We start from the raw sequence: 6,323 nt of genomic DNA on the forward strand, positions 1-6,323 counted from the left end.
GGTCGTCCAAGTCACCTGAGTTGTGTTGAGCCTGTCACGCCGGGAGCGTCACAAACCCGACTCAAGCGGTCGGACAACAAACGTATCGGCGACACCTGGGCTTCAATGCAGTGGTTTGAGCGTTTTTCGCCAGCTTGTTAACGTTTGCGGCTTGCGGAATTTCAGCCCGGTTATTCGGCGGGTGCGGGTCGTCCCGAACACTCCTCTGTTAAGATGCGTGCAATCGATTCAAACTGACAAAAACACCCTCTACTGGCTGGCTCACAAGCTCAACACGAGCGGCCATCGCCGTGGAACTCGCCGCCATGAAACTCGACTCGGAACACGCGCAACCGGCGAATCCACAGCCTGATTCGAAATTCGCCCGGGCTGAACTCGTGGATTTCAACCAAATTGAGCCGGTTGAATGCCCCTGCGGCCTAGCTCGTCGTGCCTTTGCGGACTCACCGCACTTTCCAGGCACGGTGCATCTCACTCAGATCAGCCAGGACGCCCGATCGCACTTTCATCAAGCTCACACGGAAATTTACGTGATCCTGGACTGCGAAGCCGACGCTGCCATCGAACTCGACGGCAAGCTTCACCCGGTCCGCCCGCGGATGTCCATTCTCATCCCTCCCCACGTCAAACACCGCGCTGTCGGGAAAATGGAGGTCTTGATCGTGTGCACCCCCGAATTCGATCCCGCGGACGAATTCTTTGAGGATCCCGGCACCGAACGTGTCATCCCTGACTGATCCGGGCAGAGCAAAGACTTTTGGCTGCTGAGAGACCTCGAAAAGCATCCCAAACCGCTGACAAATCAGCTTTTACACTTTTGAGCATTCGAGGGGATTGCACGTGACGGGTACTGGCACGCTAAAATCATTTTAATCATTACGATAGGGACTATCCTGTCGTTCCTCTCCTTCCCTGCTCCCATCCCCGCCCCCCGGAATCCTTGATGTTTGCGACGTTGCGCCGCTCAGTCACTTCGCCACGCTTCCTCAGGACCTCACAGCACATTGATCGCCCGCCTCGTGTGGTTGCGGTTTTGATGTGCCTGATGGGCTGTGTTGGCCTGACCCTAGGCTCTTCCCGTGCTGAAGCCCAAGAAAACGGGCAAACGGCTGACTGGACTTATTGGCGAGGCCCCCATTTCAACGGGACGGCAGAAGCAGAAAACCTGGTCGAAGACTGGGATCCTGAAGGCGGTGAAGGCAGCAACCTGATTTGGAAACGCGACGACATCGGCACCCGCAGCACGCCGGTTTCGATGAACGGTCGCCTCTACACCATGATGCGTTCGAACCCGGGCACGGACACCGAAGGCGAAAAAGTCGTCTGTCTGGACGCCGAAACCGGTGAAACTCTCTGGGAAAACAGCTTCAACGTCTATCTTTCCGACGTTCCTGACACCCGGGTGGGCTGGAGCAGCGTCGTCGCGGATCCTGAGAGCGGCAATGTCTACGCCCTGGGCGTGTGCGACTTGTTTCTCTGTATCAATGGAGAAACCGGCCAAACCGTCTGGAGCAAACCCCTGCACGAGCAATTCGGAATGCTGTCGACCTACGGGGGTCGGACCAACTTCCCAGTGATCCACGAAGACCTCGTGATCATCAGCGGCATCATCATCAACTGGGGCGAAGCCGCCAAACCAAACCACCGCCTGATCGCAATGGACAAATTGACCGGCGAAGTCATCTGGTTCAGCGGCACCAAGGATCTCCCCAACGACACGACTTACTCCGCGCCCACGCTGACCACGATCGAAGGCCAACGGCAATTGATCTTGGGTACCGGTGATGGTGCCGTCTGGGGCGTCCAACCTCGAACGGGCAAAACACTCTGGCACCACGACCTGTCTCGTCGCGGATTGTTCGCGACCCCGTTGGTCGACGGAAATCGGGTTTACGCCAGCCACAGCGAAGAAAACATGTCCGGCAGCTCGATGGGCGCGGTCGCCTCCGTCGAAGTCGGCGGAACAGGTGACGAAACGTACGGAAAAGAAGTCTGGAAACTCGAAGGTCTGGTCGTCGGACGCAGTGCTCCTGTCGTCGTCGACAACCGTTTGTATGTGGTCGACGACCGCTGCAAACTGTGGATCATCGACACCGAAACTGGTGACATGATCGCAGAACGCATCGCTATCGGAGATCGCAAACAATGGCCATCGCTCTTGGTGGCCGACGAAAAGCTGTACGTCCTGACCGAAAATGGACGTTGGGCGATCTTGGAAATGACCGAAGACGGCGTTGAATTCCTCAGCAAAGGACGCATCTGCAACGAAGCGTTCCATTCTTCGCCCATTTTGGCCAATGGAAAACTGTACTTCCAAGGCGCATCGGCTCTGTACTGCGTCGGTTCCCCTGAATCAAAGCAAAAACCAGTCGTTTTGGCTGAGCAACTGCTCGGCGAAACAGCCCTCGAGGAAAACCCAGAACCCGCTCAATTGCTGGTGACTCCCGCGGAATCCGTGCTGCATCCCGGCGAGACGATGGAATTGTCTGTGCGGATGTTCAACCGCTTGGGACAACGCTTGGCAGACCCTGAACTTTCCGACGTGCAGTTCAGCGTTGAAGGACCGGGCTCGGTCGAAGGCAACGTTTTCACGGCCAACTCCGATGCGGCTCATACAGCGGCCACCATCATCGCCAAGGCTGGAAGCGTCATCGGCAGCACTCGCGTTCGCATCGTTCCTGAACTGCCTTGGGCGTTTAACTTCGATGATCTGAACGATCCACCGCTTTCGTGGGTTGGTGCTCGATATCGACACGTGATCCGTCCCGTCGATGGCTCCCCCGCCTTGGTCAAAATCAGCACGATTCCCAAGGGAGCACGCAGTCGTGCTTGGATGGGCCCCAGCGACTTGAAGAACTACACGATTGCGGCCGACGTGCGTGGCAGCCGAGCCAACGATCAACTCCCCGACATTGGCCTGACCGCTCACGGATACGTTTTGGACCTGATGGGCAACAGCCAACAATTGCAGATCCGATCTTGGTCACCGCAATTGCGAATGGCCCAAACGGTTGATTTCCCTTGGAAAGAAGACCAATGGTACCGGATGAAATTCCGAGCCCAGATCAAAGGCAGCGGCGATGATGCAGTTGCCGTGCTGAAGGGCAAAGTCTGGCCACGTGGTGAAGATGAACCCGCCGACTGGACCGTGACTGCGGAAGACAAAATCCCTGTCATGTCAGCCAGCCCTGGTTTGTACGGCAACGCCAAAGTGGCGGAGCTTTACATCGACAACTTGGAAGTCACACCCAACGAGTGAAACCGATGGCGTGGCAAACACCCTCGCCACGCATAACGTTTCACTGATTGAACTCCTGAAAACCTTGCAGCGGATTCGCGATCCTCCACCCTCTCGCGGTCCGCTTCCAACACCCGACGATTCCCTCCCTCCCAAAAACAATCATGGCTCGCTCTGAATTTTCTGCTTGGTGCTTGATGATCGGCTCAGCGATACTGGGCACACTGACAACCGTTCTGTTGAGCGGATGCCAACCTCCGATTCCATTGAACACCGCGACCTTGGTAGCGGCCTCCACGGCAGAGTCCGTCGTCGCCGATGTCGACACATCCAAATCCGACTCCGGATCCGCAGCGGACGTGCAGGAATTTATTCCACCAACCAAAGTCATGGAAGCGGGCGAAGAATGGCCTCAGTGGGGAGGCACCCGCGTTCGCAACAATGTTCCCAACGCGAAGAACCTGCCCGACACCTGGAACATCGGCAAGTTCGACCGCCGCACCGGCGAATGGGATGGCTCCAAAGCCGAAAACATCCGCTGGTTCTCAAGCCTCGGCAGCCAAACTTACGGCAACCCAGTTGTCGCTGGTGGCCAAGTTTACGTGGGCTCCAACAACGGAAACGGTTACCTCAAACGCTACCCCAGCAACGTTGACCTTGGCTGCCTGCTCGCCTTCGATCAAGAAGACGGCAGCTTCCTTTGGCAACACAGCAGCGAAAAACTGATCACCGGCCGCGTACAAGATTGGCCCCTGCAAGGCATCCGCTGTGCCCCATTGGTCGAAGGCGAACGTCTCTGGTTCGTTACCAGTCGCGGTGAAGTCCGTTGCTTGGACACGCAAGGGTTCCATGACAACGAAGACGACGGTCCCGTCAAAGACGAAGTCGCTCGCGTTGCTGACCTGATGAACAGCGGCGAAGGCAGTGCCTTCGAAGACTCCCTCACGTCACTGAACCAAGGTCAATTGACCGAGGCTCTGACCAAGGTTTTGACCGACGCCGGCAGTGCTCCTGAAGGCGACATCGAAATCAAGACACTCGCCGAAAACAAATCCTGGACTGCCAAAGGCAAGTTCGGTGGCGTCGAACGTTCCCTGGCGATCAAGCAAATCGGACCACGCATCTCGATCTTCAAGACGCTGTCAGTGGATGACAAAAAGGATGCAGACGTGATCTGGGTCTTCAACATGATGGACGAACTCGGCGTCAGCCAACACAACATGTGCTCCTGCAGCGTCACCAGCTACGGCGACCTTTTGTTCGTGAACACCAGCAACGGTCTGGACGAATCCCACATCAACTTGCCTGCTCCTGAAGCACCTAGCTTCATTTGCATGAACAAGAACACCGGCGAAGTCCTGTGGACCGACCAATCCCCTGGCAACAATATCCTTCACGGCCAATGGTCGTCGCCTTCCGTGGAAGTTCTCGGTGGTGTTCCACAAGTCCTGTTCTGCGGTGGCGACGGCTGGCTCTACAGCTTCAAAGCTGACGCCGGAAAAGACGGCGCTGGCGAATTGCTTTGGAAATTTGACTGCAACCCCAAGGAATCGAAGTGGATCCTCGGTGGCGAAGGCACTCGCAACAACCTGATCGCAACTCCAGTCGCCTACGACGGACGGGTGTACGTTGCCGTTGGCCAAGACCCTGAACACGGTGAAGGCGAAGGCCACCTGTGGTGCATCGACCCAACCAAACGGGGCGACGTCTCACCTCAATTGGCAGTCAAGATGGAAGGCGCCAGCCGTGAACCGATCGCTCACAAACGCATCCAAGCGGTTGAACCCGAGAAAGGTGAAACGGCCGTCGACAACCCGAACTCGGCTGTCATTTGGCATTACTCGTTGGCCGACCAAAACGACGATGGTGAAATTGACTTCGAAGAAGAAATGCACCGCAGTTGTGGAACCGTCGCCATCAAAGACGACGTGCTCTACATCGCGGACTTCTCCGGATTGGTCCACTGCCTGGACGCCAAAGGCAACGACGACGGCACGCCGATCGTCCACTTCACCTACGACATGTTCGCTCAAAGCTGGGGCAGCCCGCTGATCGCCGACGACAAGGTCTACATCGGTGACGAGGACGGTGACGTGTGCGTGTTTGAATTCGGAGCTGAAAACAACGAACCCATCGAAGAAATCAACATGGGCACCAGCGTTTACAGCACGCCTGTCGCAGCGGATGAAACCATTTTCATCAGCACCAAAGACAAACTGTTCGCGATCGGCAAACCTCGCTGAGGCCCCGCATCGAAGTGGAGATCACCCGACGTCGCCACACCAGACCGTGAGCGACGTGTTGCTCTGCCAACACGGTGATCATCATGCGAGACGCAGCGAGTGTTCTGTCACCACTTATACTGAGGGTAGTGGACGGGGCGACGAGTCCTGAACTGGCGTCAAAACCAAGGCCTCGTCGCCTCGTCCACTACGATCAACCCTCACTTTTAGTGATGACAGACGACTAGGCGTCTTGATCCAGGTGTTGATCTTTCTTTTCGCGGCGGTGGCTGGTCGGCCGATCCACCACGTGCTCTTCACGACGTCGTGAAGTCTGCGGGTCTTCATTCTCGCTACGTTGCGAGACCGGTGCGACGCGATAGGTCAGACCGTGAAGCGTGTGGATGGTTGGCATCGAAATGGGAGCGAACATGGGTGTCGTCTCGTTCAGAAGGTCGGTGGACACGAAAGCCTAGCTCTCTACCCCTTCTATTCGACGTTCTCTTCACCCAGCGATTTGCCAAAAGCGACATTTCGTCACAACCGAAAGTCCGTCTGGTCCGATTGAATGGGCGAAACGCCACTCAATGCGAATTACGAAACCACAAAAAAGCCTCAAAGCGAAATCCAGCAACCTTAAAAAGTCCAAAGATTCTTGAACGTCAGACGCATTTCAACTGAAGACCGTCCAGCAACTCAGCGGCGGCTTCGCTCTTGTTCAGAACGTAGTAATGGATGCCTGGCACACCATGGTTGACCAAATCAATCGTTTGCTGACGCGCATGTTCGACACCGACACGGAACTGATGCTCGCTGTCATCCGATTCCGACATCGCTGATTCGAGGGCCCCTGGGATTGCCGC

The 6,323-nt window shown here is 56.4% G+C and carries 5 protein-coding genes; 3 read left to right on the top strand and 2 right to left on the bottom strand.

Translation table 11 applies throughout. From position 1 onward, the window contains the following. Positions 1 to 305 precede the first annotated feature (305 nt). The 3 genes from ACF8AM_RS15390 to ACF8AM_RS15400 all read left to right on the top strand — a co-directional run bounded on the left by ACF8AM_RS15390 (position 306) and on the right by ACF8AM_RS15400 (position 5,481). On the top strand, positions 306 to 737 hold the full coding sequence (locus ACF8AM_RS15390; protein WP_392556482.1) for a cupin domain-containing protein: 432 nt from the start codon (positions 306 to 308) through the stop codon (positions 735 to 737). A gap of 308 nt (positions 738 to 1,045) precedes the next feature. After that, positions 1,046 to 3,259 (top strand): PQQ-binding-like beta-propeller repeat protein, encoded by a 2,214-nt coding sequence (locus tag ACF8AM_RS15395; RefSeq protein WP_392556486.1) that lies wholly within the window; start codon positions 1,046 to 1,048, stop codon positions 3,257 to 3,259. A 143-nt stretch (positions 3,260 to 3,402) separates the two neighbouring features. Further along, positions 3,403 to 5,481, top strand: coding sequence for a PQQ-binding-like beta-propeller repeat protein (locus ACF8AM_RS15400; RefSeq protein WP_392556483.1), 2,079 nt, complete (start codon positions 3,403 to 3,405; stop codon positions 5,479 to 5,481). A 223-nt stretch (positions 5,482 to 5,704) separates the two neighbouring features. Here ACF8AM_RS15400 and ACF8AM_RS15405 read toward each other — a convergent pair whose 3' ends face one another. Together ACF8AM_RS15405 and ACF8AM_RS15410 are read right to left on the bottom strand one after the other, a co-directional pair. Next, positions 5,705 to 5,893 carry a hypothetical protein gene (locus ACF8AM_RS15405; RefSeq protein ID WP_392556484.1) on the bottom strand — a complete coding sequence of 63 codons (189 nt, stop codon included), beginning with the start codon at positions 5,891 to 5,893 and terminating at the stop codon, positions 5,705 to 5,707. Positions 5,894 to 6,122: 229 nt separating this feature from the next. Then, the coding region (locus ACF8AM_RS15410; RefSeq protein ID WP_392556485.1) for a methylenetetrahydrofolate reductase at positions 6,123 to 6,323 on the bottom strand (201 nt) is incomplete at its 5' end.

Origin of the sequence: Rhodopirellula sp. JB055, from assembly GCF_043100905.1 — a bacterium.
GTDB lineage: Bacteria > Planctomycetota > Planctomycetia > Pirellulales > Pirellulaceae > Rhodopirellula.